Here is a 20,575-nt window from a genome sequence, read left to right on the forward strand (position 1 = left end):
CCATGAGCACCGACCCCGCGCGCGAGTCCGCCGCACGACCGGACGCAGACGTCGAGGACCTGCCGACCGACGCCGACCGCGCCTCCGAGCTCCCCGAGCACCCCGTCGCTGAACCTCCCGCGGTCCCGACCACCGACACCGCCGAGGACGAGCGCCGCGCCGAGGCGCTGCGCGCCGGGCTCGCCGACTACGTGCTCGAGGACGAGGACCTCGCGGTGCTGCAGGCCGGCGAGGCCGCCCCCGAGGAGATCGCGCCCGCCGGGCTGCCCGTGCTCGCCGTCGTCGGCCGGCCGAACGTCGGCAAGTCGACCCTGGTCAACCGGATCCTGGGCCGCCGCGAGGCCGTCGTCCAGGACACCCCCGGGGTCACGCGCGACCGCGTCAGCTACCCCGCCGAGTGGGCGGGCCGCAACTTCACGCTCGTCGACACCGGCGGGTGGGAGGTCGACGTCGCGGGGATCGACGCCTCCGTGGCGCAGCAGGCCGAGGTCGCCATCGCCATGGCGGACGCGGTGATGTTCGTCGTCGACGCCACCGTCGGCCCCACCGACACCGACGAGCAGGTGGTGCGGCTGCTGCGCCGCTCCGGCAAGCCGGTGGTGCTCGTGGCCAACAAGGTCGACTCGCCGGTGCAGGAGGCTGACGCGGCCATGCTGTGGTCGCTGGGCCTGGGGGAGCCGTACCCCGTCTCCGCCCTGCACGGCAGAGGCTCCGGGGACGTCCTTGACGTCGCCATGAAGGTCCTGCCCGAGGTCTCCGCCGTCGCCGGGAAGCTGCCCGCCGGCGGGCCGCGGCGGGTGGCGCTCGTGGGACGGCCGAACGTCGGGAAGTCCTCGCTGCTGAACTCGCTGGCCGGCTCGGAGCGGGTGGTCGTGCACGAGGTGGCCGGCACCACCCGGGACCCGGTCGACGAGCTCATCGAGCTGGACGGCAAGCCGTGGTGGTTCGTCGACACCGCCGGCATCCGCCGCCGCGTCCACCAGACCTCCGGCGCCGACTTCTACGCCTCCCTGCGTACCCAGGCGGCGCTGGAGAAGGCGGAGGTCGCCGTCGTCCTGATCGACGCGTCCGTGCCGATGACCGAGCAGGACACCCGTGTGATCCAGCAGGTCATCGACTCCGGTCGGGCGCTGGTCATCGCGTACAACAAGTGGGACCTCATGGACGAGGACCGCCGCCCCTACCTCGAGCGGGAGATCGACCTCGACCTGGTCCAGGTGCAGTGGGCGCCGCGCGTGAACGTCTCGGCGAAGACGGGCTGGCACACCAACCGGCTCTCCAAGGCGCTCGAGACGTCGCTGGCGTCCTGGGACACCCGCATCCCGACAGGGCGGCTCAACGCGTTCCTCGGCGAGCTCACCGCGGGCCACCCGCACCCGGTGCGCGGCGGGAAGCAGCCGCGCATCCTCTTCGCCACACAGGCGTCGAACCGGCCGCCCCGGTTCGTCATCTTCGCCACCGGGTTCATCGAGGCCGGCTACCGCCGCTTCATCGAGAACCGGCTGCGGGAGCACTTCGGCTTCACCGGCACCCCCATCGAGATCAGCGTGCGGGTGCGGGAGAAGCGGCGGCGCTGATGGGAGCGGGGTCCGGGGCGGCGCGGCCGGGCGACGCGCGGCCCGCACCGCGTGAGCAGCGGCCGCAACGGCTGCTGCGCTGGGGCCTGCCGCGCGACCCGCGCGCGTCCGAGCACGTGCTCGGCTTCGCCGTCACGACCGTCCTGACCATCGCGGTCACCCGCGGCGTCCTGCAGCTGACCGGCTTCCCCCAGGTGGGCGGCGACGCCCTGCACGTCGCCCACGTGCTGTGGGGCGGCCTGCTCATGGGCGTGGCGGTCGTGCTGACGCTGTCCTTCGCCGGGCCGGTGGTGCGCCCGCTGGTCGCGTTCGTGGGCGGCATCGGGTTCGGGCTGTTCATCGACGAGGTGGGCAAGTTCCTCACCCACGACAACGACTACTTCTTCAGCCCCGCGCCGATGATCATGTACGTCACGCTCGTGCTGGTGATGCTCGGGGCCGACGCGCTGCACGGCCGCCGGGCCCACCACCCGACCGAGTACCTCGCGGCCGCGGCCGACCACGCCGTCGCCGGCCTGGCCGGCGGGCTCAGCCCCGAGCGGCGCGCCGTCGCCGAGGACCTCCTCACCCGGGGCCGCGAGGCCGCCGGTGCGGCGGAGACCGCAGCGCTCCTGCGGGCCGTCCCCAGCGACGACGTCGAGGCGCCCGACCCGCTCGACGCCTCGGCCCGGCGCCTGCGGGCCCTGTTCCGCGCCGTCGTGACGCGGGAGTGGGCCACCCGGACGACGACGGCGCTGCTCGCCGTCGTCGCGCTCGGCACGGTGGTCACCGTGGTCGCGACCTGGGGCCAGGACCCGGGCTGGGCGGAGATCGGCGCGGTCGCCTCCGTCGGGCTGTCCCTGGTGGCCGGCGTGCGCGGCTGGACCCTGCTCCGGAGCGACCGCTACCGGGCCTTCCAGTGGCTGCGGCGGGCGGTGCTCGTCAACCTCTTGCTCACCCAGGTGGCACTGTTCCGGATCGAGCCGTGGGCGGCCACGCTCGGGCTGTTCCTGGCGCTGCTCACTCTCGGCGTGATCGCCTCCGAGAAGCACCGTCTCGAGCGGCTGCACCTGGTCGAGGTCTGACGGGCGCCAGTCGCCTCGCGATCCCCTGAGGACGATGCGCGCTTGGGCTCCCGTCGGCGGCGCCGCGCTGGAGATCAGGCGGGGTGCGACGGCAGGTCGGCCGGCGGAGCGAGGGGCTCCCCGCTCTGCGCGAGCCGCCGGAGCTTCGCGGCCTGGGCCTTCGTGGGCGTGCGGCGGAGGCCGCAGAACGTGCAGTCGATGACGTGCTTCGTCGAGACCGGGAAGAGCGGGACGAAGAAGAGCGTGAACTTGTTGACGATGCGGTGGAGCCGGTGTGCGGCGGGGTTGTGGCACTGCGGGCACACCAGGGTCATGGTCGCGAGCAGGGTCGTGGAGCCCCGGACGCCGAGGATGATCATGGCGCCAGCCTAGAGCTGCGCGCGGATCAGCCCCGTGGCGGCCGCGTGCCCGGCGGCATGAAGCGGCTGTGGTCCTCGGGAGCGGGCTCCGGTCCGACGCCGTGCTCGGAGCCGCGCGGCTCGACCGTGTCACCGGCCCACTGGTCCCCGGGGTCCTGCGGGGCAGAAGAACGACCATGGACCAGAGCCAGCCAGATGCCCATCTGCTGCTTGTCGCCGGCGAGCTGGGTGGGCAGCGCGAGGACGGGCCCGCCGAGCAGCTTCGCGTTCGCCCCCTGGAACCGCCGCACCCAGGAGAGGAGTCCGCCGTCGACGGTCCTGGCTCCCTCCCCGGTCAGGCGCAGCACGACCGTCTGCTGGTTCATGATCGTGACGACCTGCACCGCGATGACCTGCCGCCAGGGAAGCACGACGCGATCGACGCGCACGTCGGCCGGCGTGACGTGCACGTCGCGGGGGCGCACGATCTGGTACCCGATGGCGGGAATGCCCAGCCCACCGAAGAACCCGACGGCCAGGACGGCGACCAGCCAGGCGCCGTCGGCGGCGGCCCAGACGCCGACGGCGGTGAAGCCGAGGCAGCCGAGCAGCGCCCAGAGATTCTTGGACTGCTTGGTCCGCAGCCGCACCTGGCCGGAGGCGAGAAGCTCGCGGTCCCACCGTTCGAGGTCGGGCATGGCCCCCCGCATCGTCGTCCGTCGTCGTGTCCCGGGCAGCGTAGCGGGAGGCGGAGGTGGTACCGGACGGGATCCGTCTGCCCCGGGGATGGGAGTGTCGGGAGTCACAGCGGAGGGCGGTCCGGCGGATTCGGAACCGGGCTCAGGGCTGGGGTAGCATCGTTCAGTCCCGACCGGCCAGGTGCTGGTGGGAGACGGGCTGTGGCGCAGCTTGGTAGCGCACTTGACTGGGGGTCAAGGGGTCGCAGGTTCAAATCCTGTCAGCCCGACGTAAAACTGCAGGTGAGAGGCTCGTCCGGGAAACCGGACGGGCCTCTTCCTCTTGCCGGTCCGACACGCGAGAACCCGAGATCGCGGCGGTGCTCAGGTGGACCTGGCCAGTGTTCGCCGGCCGCCATCGAGCCGACCGAGCCGCAGCTTCGTCAGCCACTCGTGCACGGCGCCGGCCGTCTCGGCAGGCTTCAGGAGCGGGAAGTAGTGGCCGACGTCGGCGACGGTGCAGGCCGTTGTCCCGGGCAGCTGCTCCTCAAGGTAGGCACGGCTCTCGGCGAAGGCCGCTCCGCTGTCCGCGCTCCCGACCCAGACGATCGGCATGGCGGCGTCGGGCAACCGAAGCGGCTCGGCCATCCAGGCGCCCATCGCCGGCCAGTCGACCTGGAGGAAGGTGGCGATGTCCCTGAGCGCGAGTTCCCGCCCGCCCCTCGGCAAGGAGCGCTCGACCAGCTCCCGTGCGTTCTCCACGCCCGACGTGGCGTCGTAGAAGGCCGAGACCGCGCCGTGCCCGTCGCCGTTCCCGAGCTGCTCGATAACCGCCGGCATCGCCACCTCGGCGACGGCTCGCATCTCCTCCTGCCCTTCAGCGCTCCGGACCACCTGTCCGAGCAACGGCTCGAGGAGGAGTGCCGACAGCACACGATCGGGCGCCCGCGCCGCGAGCTCCATCGCGATGTAGCCACCGAAGGAGTGCCCGGCGACATGCGCCTTCTCGATCCCCAGCGCCTCGAGGATCGCGAGGACGTCAACCACCTGACCGGGAATGTCGGTGGCCTCGGCCGGCAGCCCGCGGCCGCCGTACCCCCGCCGGCCGTAATGGATCACCTGGTGGTCGCCCCAGCTGGTGAGCCTGTCCGCGAGCGGCACGAGGAAGTCGCGCATGACCGCGCCGTGGACGAGGACGACCGGCGTGCCCTTGCCGATCACCCACACGTCGAGCTCGTCGCCACCGGAGACCCGGACCCGGGTGGTGGGGTCCGGCATCAGCCGCCTGGCCGCCGTCCCAGTCATGGTGTTCATCAGTTCGCTCCCGCGATCGGTGCGCGCCCGTGCGGCGTGCTCTCATCGCGACGCTAGGCAGCGCGACGGGCTGGGCTCATCGGAGCGATTGACCAACGTGCCGCCGCCCGGCTACGCGGTTGTGCGTAGTGGCGCGGCGCTCACCGGGATGCGGTCACCCTGTGGTCGAACGCGTAGCGGGCGGCCTGTGTCCGCGAGATGACACCGATCTTGTGGAAGATGTTCGTCAGGTGGCGGGCGACGGTGCGATCGCTGATGACCAGGGTCTCGGCGATGTCCCGGTTGGAGCGTCCGTCGGCCACGAGCGCGAGGACCTCGCACTCCCGCCGGGTCAGTCCGTCCGGCGGCTCCGGCCTCGGCCGGAACGCGCCGAGCTGGTCGAACACCGCGTGGGCACGGTCGAGTTCTGCGGCGGCCGACACCCCGTCGCCGAGCGCGCGGTAGGCATCGGCGAGCCGGACGCAGGTCCGGGCGGCGTCGTACTCGGCACCGAGCTCGTGCCAGCGACGGCAGGCGTCGCGGAGTACCGGGAGTGCCTCGTCAGCCCGGCCCTCGGCCAGCAGGACGGCGCCGCGCGCCGCGCATGCCATCGCCTCCAGGCCCGAGGTGGCGCAGGTCGCTGCGGTCGCGGCCAGCTCGGAGGCGGCCGCGGCAGCCTCCTCGAGCCGCCCGGCGCTCAGCGCGATGTCCACCGCCGCCGCGCAGACAGGGGCCCGGCGCAGCGGGTCGTCGCCCGCCGCGGCCAGCGCCGAGCGCACCGATGTCGCCGCCCCGGCTGCGTCGCCCTGCTGGCTGCGCAGCAGGGCTCTGCCGGGTTGCGGGTCGCGGCCGCGGGCGTGCGCCTCGTCGTACGCGTCGGCGGCGCGTGCGTCCCCGCGCAGCCGACGCACCTCGGCGACGACGTACCATGCCTCGGCGGCGTAGTCGACCCGGTACCGGTCGAAGTCGTTCGCGATTCGCAGCGCGCTGCGCTCGGCCTCGTCCCACTCGCCGCGCAGCAGACGCAGCTGGGCGCGGTGCACCGCACAGAGGCCCTCGAAGAAGACCGCCGCGGGCAGGGTGGCCAGCCACTGCTCCGTCAGGTCGGTCCAGCGGACCATCCGGCGCACGTCCGCGATCCGATGGCAGGCCGCGACGGTGTGGCAGTACAGGACGCCGGAGAGGAAGGGGTCGATCCGGCCGCTCTGGACGCTGACCATCGCCGCGTCGATCAGCGGCAGCCCGTCGGCGATGTGGCCGGACTGGATCAGGGCCCTGCCCTCGCTCTGGACACCTAGCGCCAGCAGCCCGGCGTCCTCGTACCGACGGCCGATGTCCTGCCCCCGACGCGCCGCGTCGAGCGCCGCGGCGGGCCGACCAGCACGGAGATTCCCCTCGACCTCCGTGAACAGCATCAGATGCCCATGGACCGGGCCCTCCGGAAGCCCCTCCACCAGGCGACCGGCGCGACCCAGCCATCCTCTGGCCTGTTCGTCCTCGCCACGAGCGAGGTGGCAGACCCCGAGCGAGAAGGCAGTCATCGCTGCCTCGGCCGGTCGAGCGGCGGCCTCGAAGGCGTCGCAGGCGGCGGCGCCGAGCCGCAGCTTGTCCTCGATGCGACCCACCCACCACACGGCGTCGGCGTAGGCCGCGAGGTCGTCGGCAGAGAAGTCCGCCGAGTCGGCGGCGTCGAAGTTCGTGACAGCGGTGGGCCAGTCGCGCGAGGCGTAGGCCCGCCGCGCGAGTGACAGGGAGCTACCACGTTCGTCCACGCGCCCGTCCTCCGGTGACAGAGCACAGAATATCGGTGCACCTGGCCGAGGGAAGAGAGCCCACCTCAGCCTGGGACGCCGGTGTCGGCGCCGAGCTCCCACCCTGGCACTGCTCGGTGAGGTCGCGTCGCGAGTGGCTGACGGAATCCGTCCGGTCGCCCCTGCCCGCCGGTGAGAAGGTAGCGTGCCCACGAAGCGCTGCACGCGACAGCCCCCTCCACGTGCCACATTCCGGTCGCCGGTCAGGTCGGCATCTGATCGATGTGAGGGTGGCCGGAGCCGGTGCCATCCCGGCACGGTCCGCGGGGGCGGAAGGAGAGATTCGTGGAACAGGGGGCGACCCAGGACGAGCTGGGCAAGCAGCTCGGCATCGATGCCCAGGCGGTCGGCGACCTTCTCGCGGCGGCCGGTCTGAAGGAGGGCCGGCACGCGTCGGACGACGCGCTGGACCGAGGGCTTGCCGAGCCCGGCACCTCGCCGCTCGGGCGGCCGTTCGTACGGTGGCGGGCGGAGGCGGTCCTGCCTGTCATCGAGCCCCTGGCACGGCGTCTGGCGGCAGCACCGGCCAAGAGCGAGGCCGAGGCGGGGAAGCGCGGGCGGGCAGCTCCGAGGCAGGCGGCCCAGAGGCAGGTGGTGCGTGGGGCGGGCACGACGTTCGACGTCGTGGTCGCGCTGCACGCCGTCGCCGATCCGAACCCCGGTCCGACCGGGTGGGCGTACGTGAACCAGGAGACCTGGGAGCCGACGTCGGGCGGTCTGCCCAACGGGACGGACAGGGAGGGGGAGCTGGTTGCCGCTCTGCACCTGCTGGATCACTCGGCACCCGGCGCCCACCTGCTGGTGCGGTCCGCCTCGGAGTACCTCGTGAAGACTGCGACGGTGTGGGCGCCCACGTGGCGGCGGAACGGGTGGAAGAAGCGCGACGGCGAGCGCCCGGAGAACCTGGACCTCATCGAGCCGCTCCTGGGCAAGATCGAGAAGCGGGCGGGTCGCGTCAGGTTCGGGCTGGCCGACATCGTCGACGAGTTCGTCGTCGCGGCCGCCCAACGCGCCCGGGAGGCCGCCCGCGAGATGACCCCGTAGGACGCAGATGGCTCCGTAGGAGACGGCGTGGGGCGACAACGCGGCTCATGGAGGGCACCGCAGCCGCCGGCGACACGGTCGAGGTGCAGCACCTACTCCGCCGCGAAGGCCTGGAAGAAGATGGGGAAGGTCCCGAGGACCCCGAGGCCGATCAGGATGAGGGAGGCGGTCAGCGCCTTGCGTGTCTCGATCGCCTTCCCCCGGTACATCACGTGCAGCACGGCCCACGCGACGAGCCAGACGATGACGGCGCCGACGGTCTTGCCGGAGAGGGGGCCGACCGGGTCGTAGAGATTCAGGAGCTGCTTGAGTCCCTCGCTCGCCTCGGCGAGGGTCGTGAGGACGCCGAGTGCGAACGCACCGACGCCGGCAGCGAGGATCGCTGCCGAGACCGGCCCCTCGGGCTTCTCGGCGTACTCGAGCTCCGGGCTGACCGATGCGCCGGTCTCCAGGTTCGATGCCATGTCTGTCTCCTACAGGAGGGGGGCGGCCTTGGTGATCAGGGCGCCGAAGAGCCCTGCGACCGCCGCGAAGACGAAGGCCAGGACGAAGAGCAGAATCGTGGTCCTGCGAACTCGGTCATGGCGAATGAGGCTCGTTCCGTAGTAGATGACGATGAAAGCCACGACGGTCGCCAGGATGGGGCTGATCCAGGCCACGTGCTCCTTCCACTCCATGCCGAAGTGGTGCCACTCCGCTGTCGCAGGGTCCGCCAGCAACGTCGAGCGGGGACTTTCGGGGATGTCCTCCCGATACCACGGGTAGACGATCCAGGTGCCGGTCAGCACCGTTCCCCAGGCGGCGACCGCCATCGCGACGACCCCGATCTTCAGGCGACGCGCCCGGTCGCGGATGCCCTCCGGTCTCAGGAGCTGGGGACGCAGGCTGTAGAGGCCCTCGAGACCGCCCGCGAATCCGAGCAGGAACAGCGCTCCGAGGAGCATTCCGTGGATCAGCGTCCAGAGCTCACGATCGGTCAGACTCATCGCGCCACCACCCTCGGGAGGCGATCGAGGCGTGGGAGATGCGCCTCTTGCCTCGGACTATAGACCTCGCAGATCGCGCGGCACAGCGGCAGCGGGGGGGACGGACCGTTGACCGGCCACGCCCGCGGGGTCAGCATGGGCGAGTGGTGGAGGTGCTGGACGCCGACTACCTCGTGGTCGGCGCCGGGGCGTCGGGCATGGCGTTCACGGACGCCCTGGTCGCCCACGCGGACGTCAGCGTCGTCATGGTCGACCGGCGGCACAGCGCCGGTGGCCACTGGCTGGACGCGTACCCCTTCGTGCGCCTGCACCAGGCCTCCTCGTTCTACGGCGTGGCCTCGACGCTGCTAGGCGAGGGCCGGCTCCAGCAGGACGGGCCCGAGGCAGGGCTGCACGAGCGCGCCTCCGCACCGGAGATCTGCGCGTACTACGCCCGCGTGCTGAAGGATCGGATGCTGGGGTCCGGGAAGGTGGCCTTCTACCCCAGCTGCGACTTCCTGGGCGAGGGCCAGTTCGTCTCGAGGCTGTCCGGGAAGCGCTACGAGGTACGCGGCCGGCCGCGCGTCGTCGACGCCCGCTACCTCTCTCCTCAGATTCCTGCGACGACGCCCCCGCCGTTCGGCTGCGCGGACGGCGTGCGGGTCGTACCGTCCGGAGAGCTGGTCCATCTCGGAGGAGCGCCGCCGGAGTTCGTGATCGCCGGCGCCGGCAAGACCGCCACCGACGCCTGCGTGTGGCTGCTCGACAACGGCGTCGATCCCGGCGACATCTGCTGGGTGCGTCCCCGCGAGCCGTGGATGCTCGACAGGGCGGCGGTGCAGCCGGACCCTGCCGTGTTCTACGGCACGGCGGCCGACATCATGGAGGCGGCGGAGGCAGCCACGCACCCCGACGAGGTGTTCTTCCTGCTCGAGGACGCGGGAGTCATGCTGCGGATCGACCGGTCCGTCACCCCCACGATGGCCAAGGTGCCCACGCTCGCGCGGTGGGAGCTCGACCGGCTCCGCACGATCGACCGGGTCGTGCGGCTCGGGCACCTCCGTCACGTCGAGCGCGGCCGGCTGGAGCTGGACGACGGCGACGTCGCCGTCGCCCCGGACGCCGTCGTCGTCCACTGCGCCGCCTCGGGGCTGCGGTACCGGCCGCTGGTGCCGGTCTGGGGCGAGCAGGCGATCACCGTCCAGCCGATCCGGCTCGGGTTCGCGTGCTTCGGCGCCGCGCTCGCCGGATACGTCGAGGCGACGCTCGACGACGACGACGAGAAGAACCGCCTGTGCCCGCCCTCGCCCTTCTCCGACACGCCGGCTGACTGGGCGAGGCAGCAGGTCCTCGGCGCTCGGGCGTCCTTCACGTCGGAACCTCATATCAAGGACTGGGCCGACGCGGTCTCGCTCAACCCCGCGCGCATCCCCCCTGAGCTGGCCGGCTCCGCCGCCGTCGCCGCCGCCAAGGACCGGTTCCGCCGGCACGTGGGGCCCGGGATGGCCAAGCTGGCCGCGCTCTCGGGAACGCCGCTGGCGCCCCGGAGGGTAGGCGAAGGCGGGTGAGGGGCGGGTGAGCAGGCGATTTCGTCCGGGACATATGGGACAGGGCCCTTGACGGCCCCCTGAACGCGCGGTTCATTGACGATGCAGGGCGCCGACCGACCCGAGGAAGTGTCACGATGTCCGAGGCCCGCAGCACCACCGGTGATCGTTGCGTCTCCCGCCCGGACGACGGCCGTGCACCTGCCAACGCTGTCCTCGGCACGGCCCTGAGCAGGCGGACCGTCCTGCGCGCGGGCAGCGCGGGCATCGGGCTGTTCCTGCTGGGTTCGGTCGGCGGTCGCGCGGTGGCCGTCGAGGTGCCGGCCACGGCGTTGCCCGGCGGCACCCTCGATCCGACCGGCATCCCGAAGTACGTCACGCCCCTGCTGGTCCCGCCCGTGATGCCGCGCACCTCGAAGGTGCGTACCCGGGCGGGGAAGAACATCGACCACTACGTCATCGCCGTGCGCGAGTTCGACCAGCAGATCCTTCCGGCCGGGATGCCCGCGACGACCGTCTGGGGGTACGGACCGGTCGACCCCCAGAACAAGGGTCTGGCCATCCACAACGCTCCGAGCCTCACGATCGAGGCCCGGCACGGCGAGCCGCTCCGGGTCACCTGGGTCAACGATCTGGTGGACGACGGCGGCGGGTACCTCCCGCACCTGCTCGCCGTCGACCCCACCCTGCACTGGGCCAACCCGCCGGGCGGCACGGACGGCCGCGACAGCCGTCCGCACCACACCGAGACCCCAGAGTCGTACGACGGCCCGGTCCCGATCGTCACCCACGTGCACGGCGCGGTCGGCGTCGGCGACGAGTCGGACGGGTACGCCGAGGCCTGGTTCCTGCCGGACGCCCACGACATCGACCCCGACTATGCCCGGGAGGGTACCTGGTACGACTTCTTCGCCGCGAAGGCCGAGGCTCTCCAGGGCTCCGGCTGGGTCCCGGGCACCGCCACCGCCGAGTACCCGAACCAGCAGCGCGCGTCGACCCTGTGGTACCACGACCACACCCTGGGCATGACCCGCCTCAACGTGTACGCCGGCCCGGCCGGGTTCTACATCATCCGTGGGGGGCCCGAGGGCGACGACGCCGTCCTCGACAGCCGCACCGGGAAGCGCGCCGAGCTGCCCGGGCCCGGCCCCCGGCGCAACGACCGTTACCCGGCCACGAAGCGGTACCTCGAGATCCCCCTGGCCATCCAGGACCGCTCCTTCAACCAGGACGGCTCGCTCTTCTACCCCGACACCCGTGAGTTCTTCGACGGCGTGCCTGGGCCCTACCTCCCGCACACCGACGTCTCGCCGATCTGGAACCCGGAGTTCTTCGGCAACACCCTCATGGTCAACGGCAACACCTGGCCCTACCTCGACGTCGAGCAGCGCCGGTACCGGTTCCGGCTCCTCAACGGCTGCAACTCCCGCTTCCTCGTCCTCGACTTCTCCGGCATCCCCGGCGCCGGCGTGTGGCAGATCGGCTCCGAGGGCGGGTTCCTGCCCGAGCCGGTCGAGATCACCGGCGAGGCGAACCGGTCACGTCTCCTGCTGGGGCCCGCGGAGCGGGCCGAGATCATCGTCGACTTCTCAGCCGTGCCGCCGGGGCGCCACGTGCTGCGCAACCTCGGGCCGGACGAGCCCTTCGGCGGCGGGGAGCCGGAGCTCGAGCCAGGGGACGACGACGGCTTCCACCCGGCCGACCCGGCGACGACCGGTCAGGTCATGCAGTTCCGCGTGACGCCGGCCCGGGGGCCGGACCGGACCACGCCACCCGAGTTCCTCACCATGCCGTCGATCGCCCCGCTGACCGGCGGGAGCGTCCGCCGGCTGGCGCTGATCGAGATGATGTCCGAGCACTTCGAGGACGCGCCGTCCGAGGCACTTCTCGGCCGGGTCGAGGACGACGGCCGCTGGGTGGCCCACGAGTGGACGGACCCCGTCACCGAGAACCCTCACGTGGGGGAGACCGAGACCTGGGAGTTCTACAACACGACCGGGGACGCCCACCCGATCCACGTGCACGAGATCCACTTCCAGGTGATCGACCGGGAGCCCGTCGTGGTCGACGAGGAGACCGGCACCGTGGGGCTCGCGGACGGCTCCCGGGCGAGACCGCCCGACCCGGGAGAGGAGGGCTGGAAGGACACGGTGATCGCGTATCCCGGGGAGGTCACGCGGGTGCGGATCCGGTTCGACGCCGAGGGCCAGTTCGTCTGGCACTGCCACATCGTGGAGCACGAGGACAACGGGATGATGCGGCCGTACCGGATCGGGCCGGTCCAAGAAGGCCAGCCGTCCGACGGCGGGGGGCACGGGGGCCACTGACCGGGGCCGTGCGACACCGACGACGGACGCACCGGTCTGGCCGACCGGGCGCGGCAGGCGGTCGAGCTACGTGATCACCCGACGCCAACCTGCTCCGTCTCCGCCGCGCGGCGGGGACTGGTGGCCCACCACTCCTTCACCGCCGCCCAGACGACTGCGGTGATGGGCACCGACAGCAGTGCACCGACGACGCCGGCGAGGATCGTGCCGGCGGTGAGGGCGAACAGGATCACCAGGGGGTGCAGCGAGAGGGTCCTGCCGATGACGACCGGGGCCAGGAAGTCGCCCTCGAGCTGGTTCACCGCGACGACCACGGCGACGACGATGAGCGCGGCCACGGGGCCGTTGGCCACGAGAGCGATCAGAGCCGCGAGCACGCCCGCGAGAGTCGCCCCGATGAGCGGGATGAACGCGCCCAGGAAGACGATCGTCACCAGCGGCAGCACCAGCGGCACCCCGATGATCAGCAGCGCGACGCCGATGACGACGGCGTCCACGGTCGCGACGATCGCCGTCCCGCGCACGTAACCGCCCAGCACGTCCACGGAGCGCCGGCCCATGCGCCAGGTGCGCTCCTGGGTCGGGCGGTCGAGCGGCCGGACGAGGAACGAGAAGATCTGCCGCCCGTCCTTGAGGAGGAAGAACAGGACGACGAGGCCCAGCAGCAGCCCGGCCACCACCTCGAACGCGGCGGTCGCGCCGGCGACCGCGCCGCCCTGGACCTGGTCGCTGGTGAGGAAGTCGATGACCGCCTGCCGGGCGGCGCTGATCTGCTCGTCGGTGATGCCGAGGGGCCCCTCGGTGAGGTATGCCTGGAGCTCGTCGAGCCCCTCGGTGGCGCCCTGGACGAGCTCGTCCGACTCGTCGCGGATCTCGCGGCCGACGAGCCACAGCACCACGCTGAGCCCGCCCACGCCCGCGATGAGGGTCGTCCAGGTCGCCAGGGCGTTGGGCCAGCCCTTGCGGCGGAGGAACCGGACGGCCGGGCTGAGCGCGGCAGCCAGGATGATCGCGATGAGCAGGGGGATGACGAGCAGCTTCAGCTGCCGGAGCGCCAGCACCGCGCAGGTGAGCACCGCGAGGATCAGCAGCACCTGCGCACTGCGGATCGCGGCCCGTCCCAGGCTGTCCGCCCACGGGCTGCGCCGCGCACGCGGCCGGCCGTCCGGCGGCACGGCCGCCGACGGCGGGAGCGCGGCTCCGGCGTCGTCCGGGCGTGCCACCCGCACCGGGCGGGCGCGGGGCGCGTCTCTGTCTCGGTCACCACCGATTCGCCATCGCATCTGCACAAGATTGCATGCGTGCCGCGCACCGGCACGCGGTGCGCGGCCGAGGCGCGGGCGTGCTCGACGTACGGCAGGGCGCCGCGGCCCTGAGCCGCGGCGCCCCGGTGCTGCGTCAGCCGAGCAGGTCGACCAGCGAGATGGTGCCCACCGCGAAGATCGCGACGGCGGAGATCACCAGCAGGACCATGAAGCCGGGGCCGTCCTTGACCCGCGGGTCCGTCTGCGTGCGGGACAGGTGCAGGGTGGCGACTGCGACGCCCATGAGGAACAGGGCGTTGAGGATGCCGGCGATGATGACCAGCGCAAGCGGGGAGTTGGCGAGGACGCCCAGCGTGCCCCAGGTGATGGGCAGGATGACCATGATCACGCGCATCCACCTGTCGCGCACGGCCATGTCGGTCCAGTCAAAGGCACCGAAGACCGAGAGCGTGTTGGCGACCTGGCGGCCCAGGCTCGGGACGTTGGCGATGATCGTCTTGAACAGCGCGACCCCGGCGCCGAGCAGGAACAGCGTGCCGCCCCACTGGCCGACCGCGGTGGAGAAGATGCCGGAGATGACCTCCATGACCTGCGTCCCCTCGGGCTGCAGGCCCTGGGGGTGCAGCACCGCGGCACCGAGCATGTAGAAGGCGGCGGTGGAGAGGGTGTACACGCCCCACGACACCCACGCGTCGACCTTCATGACCTTGATCCAGCCGCGCGCCCGGCCGACCCAGCTCTCCGAGCCGTCGTTCGGGCCGGTCCAGGCGGCGTAGCCCTTCTCGACCACCCAGTAGGTGTAGGCGGTGATCTCGCCGGCGCCGACGCCGGTCATGCCGAACATGGACAGCGCGACACCCATGGCGCCGGCAGCGACCTGGAAACGCAGCCCGTCCGCGAGGTCGGCGCCGCTCCAGGCGAACTCGGTGTACTGCACGAGGAACACGACGGCGACCGCGAACAGCGTGACGAGCATGACCATCCACGTGGAGATGTTCTCGACCAGCTCGTAGCGGTTCGCGAGGTGGATGCCGATCGCGACGGCCACCAGGATCGCGACCCAGCTGCCGATCGAGACGATCGCGAAGGGATCACCCCCGATCGGGAGCAGCATGGAGAACGCCAGTGCGGCACCGCTGATGACGCCGGCCTGGCCGATCAGGAACTGCAGGAACATGAACAGCACGAGCCACGCCATCCAGCCGCGGCCCAGGAACTTCGGCGGCACGTCGGCGTAGCCGGTGATGGCCGGCTTGCCGGTGGAGATCGACCAGCGGGCCAGCTCCACCTGGACCCACACCTTGACGAACGTGGAGACGAGGATGAGCCAGAACAGCATGAAGCCGACCTTGGCCCCGAGCGCGGTGGCGGTGAGCAGCTCGCCGGAGCCGACGACCGCGGCACTGGTGATCATGCCCGGACCGAGGAACTTCAGACGCCCCTTGAGCGTCGTGGGCGGCTCCTGGACGTTGGCCGGATCCAGCACGTAAGGATCCAGGCTCCTGTCCAGACTCGTCGTGCGTTCGGCGGACTGGGTGGTCATCATCGGCCTCTCGGTTGTCGCCCCGCGATGGGAGCGTCTCGGCTAGCAGTGCCGCTCACCAGCCGCGGGCGGCGGAGCCCCGGGGGAACGGCTCGGCGAGGATAGGCAGTGATGCGGACCACCCGACGAACCGTTGCCGCTTGTTGCCGTCCGCCCTCGACCGGAAATGGGTCCCACGGAGGCGGACTTTCGTCCCGGGCGGGGCCGGTACATATCGGACACCCTTCTGGTGACAGTCACGCACCGCCCGACGAAGGGTTTTTCCGATGAGCACCACCAGCGCCCGGCCTCCCCGCACCAGGGAACGCGACGCCGCCCGCGAGAAGGCCCTGGCCCTGCGCGCCGAGCACGAGCGGCAGGCCCGACGAAACCGTCGCCTCCTCGTCGGCGGCGTGGTCGCGTTCATCGTGGTGGTCGCCGTCGTGGTGACCGCGATCGTCGTCCAGGGCAGCAAGAGCCTGCTCGCGAGCGTCGCCGAGCTCCCGGCGCACGTCACCGAGGAGGGCGCCGTGACGATCGGCGCCGACCTCGTCGCGGGCGGGACGAACGCCGGCGCGCCGGTCATCGACGTCTACTACGACTACACCTGCAGCTACTGCGGGCAGTTCGAGGAGGTCAACGCCGACGACCTCGAGGAGGCCGCCCGGGCCGGTGACGTGACGCTGGCGCTGCACCCGGTGTCGATCCTCGACCGGTCCGGTGACTTCTCGGCGTTCTCGGGCCGGGCCGCGGAGGCCGCCGTGGTGGTCGCCGACGGCGCGCCCGAGGCGTTCCTGGACTTCCATGATGCGATGTTCGCCCTGTGGGGCGACGCCGTGGCGGCCGGCGCCGTCGAGGGCGGGCAGGGTGCGGGCGAGCCGACGGACGACGACATCGCCGCCGCGGCGCTCGCCGCGGGCGTCCCCCAGGACGTGGTCGACCGTTTCGCCGAGGACCGGTACACCGAGTGGGTCGACGCGAACACGGCCCAGTTCGCCCGGGACGGCTACACCGGGACCCCGACCGTGCTGGTCGACGGCGAGCCGTTCCAGGGCTGGCAGGAGCCGGGCGCCGTGCTGACCGCCGCGCAGGGCTAGCGGCTCGGGGCCGGCAGGCAGGGACACCGGTCGGATCGCGGACCCGGCGGACCTCGTGTCCGTCGGGTCCGCTATGTTCGCGGTCACACCTGCAGTCCGTCTCGCCGCCGCGCCCCGCGCGCCGACCCGCTGGAGCAACGATGCCCGTGCTGACCGACCTCGTCGCCGCCCTGTCCTCCGGCTCCGTCCGGGTGGTGGACCTGACGGCGCCGCTCGCCGACACCACGCCCGTGCTGGAGCTTCCCGAGAACTTCGGCCAGACCGCCCGGTTCCAGCTCGAGGAGATCAGCCGGTACGACGACCGTGGGCCTGCCTGGTACTGGAACAACTTCCGCACCGGCGAGCACACCGGCACCCACTTCGACGCGCCCATCCACTGGGTGACCGGCCAGGGGAAGGACCCCATCGACACCGTCCCGCCGCGCGCCTTCGTCGCCCCCGCCGTGGTTCTGGACGTCACCGCCCGCGTCGCCGAGGACCCTGGGTTCCTCATCGAGGTGGCCGACGTCGAGGCGTTCGTCGCCGAGCACGGCCCGCTGCCCGAGGGCGGCTGGCTGCTGTGCCGCACCGGCTGGTCCGCCCGCGTGACGCAGGAGGAGATGATCAACAGCACCGAGACCGGTCCCACGAGCCCGGGCCTGTCGGCGGAGTGTGCGCGGTGGGTGGCGGAGGACTCCCCGCTGCAGGGCATCGGCGTGGAGACGGTCGGCACCGACGCCGGTGCGGCCCACTCCTTCGACCCCGCCTTCCCGTGCCACGCCTTCCTGCTCGGCGCCGGCAAGTACGGCCTCGCGCAGCTGCAGAACCTCGATCAGCTCCCGCCCACCGGCGCGGTCGTCGTCGCGCCGCCTCTGAAGATCGTGGGCGGGTCCGGCTCGCCCGTCCGGGTGATCGCGCTGGTCGAGGACTGAGGTGCGGGTCAGCGAGGCGGTCGGGCGGGCCCTGGTCGACGTCGGCGTCGACCACGTCTTCGGCGTCGTCGGCTCCGGCAACTTCCACCTCACCAACGCAATGGTCGCGGCGGGTGCCCGGTTCGTCGCCGCACGCCACGAGGGCGGCGCCGCCACCATGGCTGACGCGTTCGCCCGCACCGCCGGCCGCCCCGCAGCCCTGAGCGTCCACCAGGGCTGCGGCCTGACGAACGCGATGACCGGCATCGCGGAGGCCGCGAAGAGCCGCACCCCGTTGGTGGTGCTGGCCCCCGAGGCCACCTCGCCCACCTCGAACTTCGCCGTCGACCAGGACGCCCTGGCCCGCGCCGTCGGCGCCGTCCCGCTCCGCCTCACCGACGCGGCCTCCGCCGCCGCCGAGACGGCCCGTGCCGTGGCCACGGCCCTGCACGGGCGGCGCACCGTGGTGCTCAACCTGCCGCTGGACCTCCTCGGCGCCGTCGCCCCGGAGCACGCCCCCGCCCGCCTCCCCGCCGCCCCGCCGCCCGTGGCCCCGGCGGCGGAGCAGCTCGGCCGGCTCGCCTCGCTCCTGCGCGGGGCCGAGCGCCCGGTCTTCGTGGCCGGCCGCGGCGCCCGCACGCCGTCCGCGCGCGACGCTCTCGCCGCCCTGGCGGAGAGGTGCGGGGCGCTGCTGGCGACCTCCGCCGTCGCCAAGGGCCTCTTCCACGCCGAGCCGTACTCCCTCGACGTCGCCGGGGGCTTCTCCTCGCCGCTCGCCGCGGACCTGATCCGCGGCGCCGACCTCGTGGTCGGCTGGGGCTGTGCGCTGAACATGTGGACCATGCGCCACGGCGCGCTGATCGGGCCGGGCGCCGCCGTCGTCCAGGTCGACGACACCGCAGAGGCGCTCGGCGCACACCGCGAGCTGACTCTCGGGGTTCTCGGTGACGTCGCCGCCACCGCGACCGCGGTGCTGGCCGAGCTCGGTGCCGCCCCGGGTGGCGAGGCGGCCCGCGGCTACCGCACCGCGGCCGTGCGTGAGGCGCTGCGCGACCGGCTGCGCTGGCGGACGGTGCCCTACGAGGACCGCGGCGGTGATGACGCGGCGGGGGAGCGGCGCATCGACCCGCGCACCCTCACCTCGGCGTTGGACGATCTGCTGCCGGCCGAACGGGTGGTCGCCGTCGACTCGGGCAACTTCATGGGCTACCCGAGCATGTACCTCTCGGTCCCGGACGAGCAGGGCTTCTGCTTCACCCAGGCGTTCCAGTCGATCGGGCTCGGGCTGGCCTCGGCGGTGGGCGCGGCGCTGGCCCGGCCGGACCGGCTGCCGGTCGCGGCGCTCGGCGACGGCGGCGCCCTCATGGGCGCGGCCGAGCTGGACACGGTGCGCCGGCTCGGGCTGCCCATGGTGGTGCTGGTGTACAACGACGACGCCTACGGCGCCGAGGTCCACCACTTCGGGCCGGACGGCGACGACCTCGGCATCGTCACCTTCCCGCCGACGGACATCGCCGCGGTCGGTCGCGGGTACGGGTTCACCGCCGTGACCGTCCGCGGCCCGGAGGATCTCGCCGGTGTCGAGGCCTGGCTGGCCGGCCCGCGCGAGGCCCCGCTGCTCGTCGACGCCAAGGTGCGCGCCGACGAGCCGGCGTGGTGGCTGGCGGAGGCGTTCGGCCACTGAGCGGGCGGGCTACCGGGCCTTCTCGTCGCGGTCAGATCTCGGGGCCGTTCACCGTGGGCGGGCACGCCGCGAGCATGTCCTCCGCGCGGTCGAAGAAGGCGACCTCCGGGTACGCCGCCCTGATCCTCGCTACGTCGACCGGGGCCTCCTCGGCCGAGGTGGCGCCGCTGAAAGGCTCCCGGCCGGAGGGCTCGCGGGGAGCGCGCCGGCCGGTCGCCGTCGGGACGTCAGGATCTCGGGACCCACCCGCGTCCCAGCCCGGGCCCGAGATGTTGCCCGGGCGGGGGCGCGCGTCCGCCCCGGGACCCGAGGCCGTGCCCGGCACGAGGAGCGCCAGGATCCGGGCCCTCTCCGCGCGGAACCCCGCCGTGCCGAGGACCACCCGGCCATACCCCTCGACGACCCCGGAGATCCGGCGCGACGTCGAGTACGGGTCCTCGCGGTAGTACGCGTAGAAGCCGCAGGTGCACCCCTGGAGGCCGTGCCCGGCGCCGATCTCCCGCTCGGACGCGGCCCGCACCGTGATCCGGCCGTCAGGGAGCCGGACGACGACGCCGCCGTCGTGGAGGCACGACGCGCGGTTCTCGCCCGGGTGCCAGACCTGGCTGTAGTACAGCCCGGTGAGCCGGCCGTCGGCGGTCACGCCGAAGGACCGCCGCCCCCGGACCGAGCCCAGCACGAGGGCGGGCCCCCCGAACTCCTCGGGCGCCATCGTCAGGCCGGGACCTCGTCGGGCGCCGGCAGGGTCTCCGGGACCGGGACCTCCTTGGGGAGGGGCTCGAGCTCGATCTCCTCCTCCTCCTCGCCGATGTCACCGAGGCGTGGGTTCTCAGCCATGTCCGCTCTCCTCCCGTGTCCGCCCGGCAGCGTCGCTGCGCCGGGCCCGGCCTCGAGCAGCCGCGGCGGCGGCGGCGCGAGACGCGTGGTGCGCCGATCATGTTGCCGATCCCTCACTTTGACAACCCCTGGGCGCCGGCGCGACGGCGGACGCGCGCGAGACCGCCGGTCGCGAGAGGGTTGGTGGGGGCCCGGCACAGAGGGAGAGCCATGGACGACCCGTACGACCTCCAGCGCTTCGTCACCGCCCAGGACGACGGCGGAACCTACGACCGCGCGCTCACGGAGCTGCGCCGGGGCCGGAAGACGAGCCACTGGATGTGGTTCGTCCTGCCGCAGATCGCCGGCCTCGGGAACAGTCCGATGGCCCGGGCCTACGCCGTCTCCTCCCTGGACGAGGCACGCGCCTACCTGGGCCACCCGGTGCTCGGCCCGCGGCTGCGCGAGTGCGCCGAGGTGGTCGCCGCGTCCGGCGCGGCCAGCGCCGGGGAGCTCCTCGGTGGCGTCGACGCCGTGAAGCTGCGCTCGTCGATGACGCTGTTCGCCCGGGCCGACCCCGGCGAGCCGGCCTTCCGGCGCGTCCTCGAGCGCTACTACGACGGCCTCGAGGACGAACGGACGCTCGAGCTGCTGTGAG

The 20,575-nt window shown here is 72.8% G+C and carries 19 protein-coding genes and 1 tRNA gene; 10 read left to right on the plus strand and 10 right to left on the minus strand.

The window, feature by feature from the left end:
• Positions 1 to 2: 2 nt before the first annotated feature.
• The gene (der, locus tag ABD774_RS04530; RefSeq protein ID WP_345038120.1) at positions 3 to 1,577 is read left to right on the plus strand and encodes a ribosome biogenesis GTPase Der; all 1,575 of its coding nucleotides are present in this window, start codon (positions 3 to 5) and stop codon (positions 1,575 to 1,577) included.
• Entirely contained in the window at positions 1,577 to 2,641 is a 1,065-nt protein-coding gene (locus tag ABD774_RS04535) for a hypothetical protein (RefSeq protein ID WP_345038123.1), read from the plus strand. Before der ends, ABD774_RS04535 begins: the two co-directional genes overlap by 1 nt.
• Positions 2,642 to 2,715: 74 nt before the next feature.
• Here ABD774_RS04535 and ABD774_RS04540 read toward each other — a convergent pair whose 3' ends face one another.
• The gene (locus ABD774_RS04540) at positions 2,716 to 3,000 is read right to left on the minus strand and encodes a zinc ribbon domain-containing protein (RefSeq protein ID WP_345038125.1); all 285 of its coding nucleotides are present in this window, start codon (positions 2,998 to 3,000) and stop codon (positions 2,716 to 2,718) included.
• A gap of 26 nt (positions 3,001 to 3,026) precedes the next feature.
• Entirely contained in the window at positions 3,027 to 3,677 is a 651-nt protein-coding gene (locus tag ABD774_RS04545; RefSeq protein WP_345038127.1) for a hypothetical protein, read from the minus strand.
• Positions 3,678 to 3,872: 195 nt separating this feature from the next.
• Here ABD774_RS04545 and ABD774_RS04550 point away from each other — a divergent pair.
• Positions 3,873 to 3,946, plus strand: a tRNA-Pro gene (locus ABD774_RS04550).
• A 94-nt stretch (positions 3,947 to 4,040) separates the two neighbouring features.
• On the opposite strand, the gene ABD774_RS04555 is transcribed toward ABD774_RS04550, so the two are convergent.
• Both ABD774_RS04555 and ABD774_RS04560 read right to left on the minus strand, forming a co-directional pair.
• Positions 4,041 to 4,970, minus strand: a complete 930-nt coding sequence (locus tag ABD774_RS04555) for an alpha/beta fold hydrolase (protein ID WP_345038129.1) — start codon at positions 4,968 to 4,970, stop codon at positions 4,041 to 4,043.
• Between the two features lie 140 nt (positions 4,971 to 5,110).
• Positions 5,111 to 6,721 carry a LuxR C-terminal-related transcriptional regulator gene (locus tag ABD774_RS04560; RefSeq protein ID WP_345038131.1) on the minus strand — a complete coding sequence of 537 codons (1,611 nt, stop codon included), beginning with the start codon at positions 6,719 to 6,721 and terminating at the stop codon, positions 5,111 to 5,113.
• A gap of 324 nt (positions 6,722 to 7,045) precedes the next feature.
• Between ABD774_RS04560 and ABD774_RS04565 the strand changes: the two genes are divergently transcribed.
• Complete coding sequence (locus ABD774_RS04565; protein WP_345038133.1) at positions 7,046 to 7,804, plus strand: RNase H family protein; 759 nt, start codon at positions 7,046 to 7,048, stop codon at positions 7,802 to 7,804.
• 92 nt (positions 7,805 to 7,896) lie between these two features.
• Here ABD774_RS04565 and ABD774_RS04570 read toward each other — a convergent pair whose 3' ends face one another.
• Positions 7,897 to 8,268 (minus strand): hypothetical protein, encoded by a 372-nt coding sequence (locus tag ABD774_RS04570; protein WP_345038135.1) that lies wholly within the window; start codon positions 8,266 to 8,268, stop codon positions 7,897 to 7,899.
• 9 nt (positions 8,269 to 8,277) lie between these two features.
• On the minus strand, positions 8,278 to 8,790 hold the full coding sequence (locus ABD774_RS04575) for a hypothetical protein (protein ID WP_345038137.1): 513 nt from the start codon (positions 8,788 to 8,790) through the stop codon (positions 8,278 to 8,280).
• 143 nt (positions 8,791 to 8,933) lie between these two features.
• On the opposite strand from ABD774_RS04575, the gene ABD774_RS04580 reads away from it, so the two are divergent.
• The gene (locus tag ABD774_RS04580; RefSeq protein WP_345038139.1) at positions 8,934 to 10,337 is read left to right on the plus strand and encodes an NAD(P)-binding protein; all 1,404 of its coding nucleotides are present in this window, start codon (positions 8,934 to 8,936) and stop codon (positions 10,335 to 10,337) included.
• A gap of 116 nt (positions 10,338 to 10,453) precedes the next feature.
• The gene (locus ABD774_RS04585; protein ID WP_345038141.1) at positions 10,454 to 12,643 is read left to right on the plus strand and encodes a multicopper oxidase family protein; all 2,190 of its coding nucleotides are present in this window, start codon (positions 10,454 to 10,456) and stop codon (positions 12,641 to 12,643) included.
• A gap of 74 nt (positions 12,644 to 12,717) precedes the next feature.
• Here the strand turns inward: ABD774_RS04585 and ABD774_RS04590 are convergent, their stop codons facing one another.
• Both ABD774_RS04590 and ABD774_RS04595 read right to left on the minus strand, forming a co-directional pair.
• Positions 12,718 to 13,926, minus strand: a complete 1,209-nt coding sequence (locus ABD774_RS04590; RefSeq protein ID WP_345038143.1) for an AI-2E family transporter — start codon at positions 13,924 to 13,926, stop codon at positions 12,718 to 12,720.
• 115 nt (positions 13,927 to 14,041) lie between these two features.
• A complete protein-coding gene (locus ABD774_RS04595; protein WP_345038145.1) occupies positions 14,042 to 15,454 on the minus strand; it encodes an Nramp family divalent metal transporter in 1,413 nt (470 codons plus the stop codon).
• Positions 15,455 to 15,717: 263 nt separating this feature from the next.
• Here ABD774_RS04595 and ABD774_RS04600 point away from each other — a divergent pair, with 263 nt between their 5' ends.
• From ABD774_RS04600 to ABD774_RS04610, 3 genes are all read left to right on the plus strand, one after another.
• Entirely contained in the window at positions 15,718 to 16,527 is an 810-nt protein-coding gene (locus ABD774_RS04600; protein WP_345038147.1) for a DsbA family protein, read from the plus strand.
• A gap of 140 nt (positions 16,528 to 16,667) precedes the next feature.
• Positions 16,668 to 17,438 carry a cyclase family protein gene (locus tag ABD774_RS04605; protein ID WP_345038149.1) on the plus strand — a complete coding sequence of 257 codons (771 nt, stop codon included), beginning with the start codon at positions 16,668 to 16,670 and terminating at the stop codon, positions 17,436 to 17,438.
• Between the two features lies 1 nt (position 17,439).
• Positions 17,440 to 19,101, plus strand: coding sequence for a thiamine pyrophosphate-binding protein (locus ABD774_RS04610; protein WP_345038151.1), 1,662 nt, complete (start codon positions 17,440 to 17,442; stop codon positions 19,099 to 19,101).
• 31 nt (positions 19,102 to 19,132) lie between these two features.
• On the opposite strand, the gene ABD774_RS04615 is transcribed toward ABD774_RS04610, so the two are convergent.
• Positions 19,133 to 19,813 carry a hypothetical protein gene (locus tag ABD774_RS04615; RefSeq protein WP_345038153.1) on the minus strand — a complete coding sequence of 227 codons (681 nt, stop codon included), beginning with the start codon at positions 19,811 to 19,813 and terminating at the stop codon, positions 19,133 to 19,135.
• A gap of 2 nt (positions 19,814 to 19,815) precedes the next feature.
• Positions 19,816 to 19,938 (minus strand): hypothetical protein, encoded by a 123-nt coding sequence (locus ABD774_RS04620; RefSeq protein ID WP_345038155.1) that lies wholly within the window; start codon positions 19,936 to 19,938, stop codon positions 19,816 to 19,818.
• 210 nt (positions 19,939 to 20,148) lie between these two features.
• Between ABD774_RS04620 and ABD774_RS04625 the strand changes: the two genes are divergently transcribed.
• On the plus strand, positions 20,149 to 20,574 hold the full coding sequence (locus ABD774_RS04625; RefSeq protein ID WP_345038157.1) for a DUF1810 domain-containing protein: 426 nt from the start codon (positions 20,149 to 20,151) through the stop codon (positions 20,572 to 20,574).
• Position 20,575 lies beyond the last annotated feature (1 nt).

The sequence above is a fragment of the Georgenia daeguensis genome (genome assembly GCF_039537705.1).
GTDB lineage: Bacteria > Actinomycetota > Actinomycetes > Actinomycetales > Actinomycetaceae > Georgenia > Georgenia daeguensis.

Excerpts from the sequence above, each read along its gene's own strand:
- ABD774_RS04585 (WP_345038141.1), top strand. The coding sequence starts at position 10,454 with ATGTCCGAGGCCCGCAGCACCACCGGTGATCGTTGCGTCTCCCGCCCG.
- der (WP_345038120.1), top strand. The coding sequence starts at position 3 with ATGAGCACCGACCCCGCGCGCGAGTCCGCCGCACGACCGGACGCAGAC.
- ABD774_RS04545 (WP_345038127.1), bottom strand. The coding sequence starts at position 3,677 with ATGCCCGACCTCGAACGGTGGGACCGCGAGCTTCTCGCCTCCGGCCAG.
- ABD774_RS04555 (WP_345038129.1), bottom strand. The coding sequence starts at position 4,970 with ATGAACACCATGACTGGGACGGCGGCCAGGCGGCTGATGCCGGACCCC.
- ABD774_RS04615 (WP_345038153.1), bottom strand. The coding sequence starts at position 19,813 with ATGGCGCCCGAGGAGTTCGGGGGGCCCGCCCTCGTGCTGGGCTCGGTC.
- ABD774_RS04535 (WP_345038123.1), top strand. The coding sequence starts at position 1,577 with ATGGGAGCGGGGTCCGGGGCGGCGCGGCCGGGCGACGCGCGGCCCGCA.
- ABD774_RS04570 (WP_345038135.1), bottom strand. The coding sequence starts at position 8,268 with ATGGCATCGAACCTGGAGACCGGCGCATCGGTCAGCCCGGAGCTCGAG.
- ABD774_RS04595 (WP_345038145.1), bottom strand. The coding sequence starts at position 15,454 with ATGATGACCACCCAGTCCGCCGAACGCACGACGAGTCTGGACAGGAGC.
- ABD774_RS04605 (WP_345038149.1), top strand. The coding sequence starts at position 16,668 with ATGCCCGTGCTGACCGACCTCGTCGCCGCCCTGTCCTCCGGCTCCGTC.
- ABD774_RS04590 (WP_345038143.1), bottom strand. The coding sequence starts at position 13,926 with ATGCGATGGCGAATCGGTGGTGACCGAGACAGAGACGCGCCCCGCGCC.
- ABD774_RS04620 (WP_345038155.1), bottom strand. The coding sequence starts at position 19,938 with ATGGCTGAGAACCCACGCCTCGGTGACATCGGCGAGGAGGAGGAGGAG.
- ABD774_RS04600 (WP_345038147.1), top strand. The coding sequence starts at position 15,718 with ATGAGCACCACCAGCGCCCGGCCTCCCCGCACCAGGGAACGCGACGCC.
- ABD774_RS04625 (WP_345038157.1), top strand. The coding sequence starts at position 20,149 with ATGGACGACCCGTACGACCTCCAGCGCTTCGTCACCGCCCAGGACGAC.
- ABD774_RS04540 (WP_345038125.1), bottom strand. The coding sequence starts at position 3,000 with ATGATCATCCTCGGCGTCCGGGGCTCCACGACCCTGCTCGCGACCATG.
- ABD774_RS04575 (WP_345038137.1), bottom strand. The coding sequence starts at position 8,790 with ATGAGTCTGACCGATCGTGAGCTCTGGACGCTGATCCACGGAATGCTC.